2 protein-coding genes and 1 pseudogene are annotated in these 2,376 nt (G+C 48.9%); 1 reads left to right on the top strand and 2 read right to left on the bottom strand.

The window, feature by feature from the left end; all coding sequences use genetic code 11:
• Window positions 1-208: 208 nt before the first annotated feature.
• Both ABEV74_RS22950 and ABEV74_RS22945 read right to left on the bottom strand, forming a co-directional pair.
• Complete coding sequence (locus ABEV74_RS22950) at window positions 209-1,330, bottom strand: glycosyltransferase family 4 protein (protein WP_430150007.1); 1,122 nt, start codon at window positions 1,328-1,330, stop codon at window positions 209-211.
• A gap of 91 nt (window positions 1,331-1,421) precedes the next feature.
• The gene (locus tag ABEV74_RS22945) at window positions 1,422-1,835 is read right to left on the bottom strand and encodes an aminotransferase-like domain-containing protein (RefSeq protein WP_430150004.1); all 414 of its coding nucleotides are present in this window, start codon (window positions 1,833-1,835) and stop codon (window positions 1,422-1,424) included.
• 43 nt (window positions 1,836-1,878) lie between these two features.
• Between ABEV74_RS22945 and ABEV74_RS22940 the strand changes: the two are divergent.
• A pseudogene (locus ABEV74_RS22940) lies at window positions 1,879-2,064 on the top strand (winged helix-turn-helix transcriptional regulator); the annotation flags it as partial.
• Window positions 2,065-2,376 lie beyond the last annotated feature (312 nt).

The following is a 2,376-nucleotide window of genomic DNA, read 5'->3' as shown; positions in this document are numbered from 1 at the left end:
CGGGCTTTCGAAATTTAGGTTTACATTCCCATCAAGGCAAAGCGCTTACAGGGGCAAGGGTTCTTTATGTAGTTCGTTTTGTTCCCTTAATGAATTGCCCACACTGACTTGACACTGACTCAATGCCAAACTTTCTGGACAAATGATGAACTTCCTGGTTAGGGTCCATAAACGTTATTGCCTCCTTTAACGTAGTGAAGTAATTCCCCTAGAATTGTTGAAAAAGTTTTTGGTATTGTTCTGCAGCATGGGGCCATTGAAACCGGGAAGCCAGCTTTCGGCCGGCGGCGACTCGTTGGTCGGTGGTATGTTTGTAATTCCACATTTTGCGAATGGCTTTGGCGATTGCGGGGCCTTCCACTTTCGGAATCGTTTGAGCTACCTGGCTGTTTACAAATTCGGCGAGTCCTCCTGCTTGTGTCGAAACCAACGGAATCCCACTGGCCAGCGCCTCCAGCGCAACTAAACCGAAAGACTCTTGAAGGCTTGGCATAACCACTGCGCCGCGGGAAGCGTACCGTTTTTGCAACTGCTTCTGATTGCAATGACCAATCCATCGAACTTCAGACGATATTCCAAGCTTTTTAACGAGACTTTTCAGATGTCTGGTATATCCTTTCGGACCGGTTCCGACTATATCCAGCTTGACTTTTTTGCCTTCGCGTTTCAACAATGCGATCGCTTGCAGCAACTGTTTTATTCCTTTTAACGGAACGATCCGCCCTACGAACAAAAGATGGTGGCGGGGGGCCCGCGCCCCGGATTTTCGTAAAACAATACCGTGATTGATGACAACTGTTTTGTTACCGTAAAAAGGATAGAGTTTCCTCAGCTTTGTGAGCTCTGGGTGGCTAGGAACAACGATTCTATTCGCCATTTTAAGCAACAGTTTCTGATCGTTGAGTGCCCTCTTTTTACTTGCAGTTTTAGGTCCTGTCTCCATAGCGACCAAAGAATGACAGGTATAAATAACCGGAATGCGATATTTGGCTTGGTAGTGTTGCGCCAGCTTCATAAATTGCAAGCTGTGAATGTGGATGCCGTCCGGTTTGTGGTAACCCCGTTTAGTAAGCCAGCGCTCTATAGCGGCAGGGCTGTATTGCTTGGATTTTGACGAGTAGTAGGCGGCTCTTGTGGGGAAGCGTATGATTTGTACTCTCTTCGTTTTCGTAATTGTGATTCGGGAATGCTTGTTCTGACTCAGAACAGTGGTATGCATGCCATTGCGAGCGTATGCTTTGGTCAAATTTGTCGCAACGGTTCCTAATCCTCCGATAATATGTGGCTCATACTCTCCAGTGAGAATCCAGAGCCGTCTTGGTTGACGCAAGGTTTTTTCCTCCTTAAATCGCTAATTCGGTCTTATCAATATATGAAGAGGGGAGAATCCTGCTTGGGTGAGGGCATAAGGAAGAAGAGAATTAGGGCAGAACAGCATGAATCAAAACGCCGGCGTCTTGCATGCGGTCCAACACATCATTGGTAAACCGTACGTCTTTAAACTCCGCAATCAAATGAAGTCCCGTTGTGTCGCCCGTCACCTTGACGTTGTCTCCGAAGTTTTCCCGCAAAAACCTTTTGAGGGTATCCCTTCCCTCGATAAAGCGCGCGAGGACCAACTGTTCCAAAGAGGGCGTATGCAGATCACTAAACCATTTGAGCGTTCTGCACTGTTCGATCAGAGGACGGGGGAGGACCAAATAGCCGATTCGCAAGGCAGGAGAGAGGATTTTACTAAATGTTCCAATATAAACCACGACGTTCGAATCCAGGCCTTGCAGCGAACTGATGGGAGGGCCTTCGTAGCGGAATTCGCTGTCATAGTCGTCCTCCACAATGTATTTTCCGCTCTTTCGGGCATATTCAATCAGCTGCAGCCTTCATACGCAATCGCTGGCAGATACGTTGCGCCATCTGGAGCATTATGCGATCGTACGCCGGGATGTTTTCCTCACTGTTCCGGTAACCGTGGAATATTCGTTGACCGAGAAAGGCAGGGCCTTTCGATTCGTGTTGAACGAGATGCGTAAGTGGGGGAGCAAGTGGAGGGCGTGGCGTGCATGAGATCCTTCGTTCCGCGCAAGTCTGAGCAGTCAGAACGGTCTGATTCGCGCATACTTGAGCGTTGGAGTCATGATGGTCGGAGTCTGCCGGCGGACAGAGGAAGGAACGCCTCAGGCGGTCCGTTGTTAAGTCCGCTCCTGGATAAGGAATGGACCAAACGAGGGTTGCGCTTTGTCCGCTGTGCTGACGATTGGATTGCGGCAAACCGCGTGCTCATTGTAAGCTTTCCAGCCAGGACATGCAGGCTTCCATTAAGGCCACCATTTAAGGCCTCCATTCTTCGATTAAGGCTCCCATTAACGATCTAGCTAT

Source organism: Paenibacillus cisolokensis (assembly GCF_050481165.1).
In the GTDB taxonomy this organism is placed as follows: domain Bacteria; phylum Bacillota; class Bacilli; order Paenibacillales; family Paenibacillaceae; genus Paenibacillus_AH; species Paenibacillus_AH cisolokensis.
This window is presented reverse-complemented; position numbering and strand designations above follow the sequence as displayed.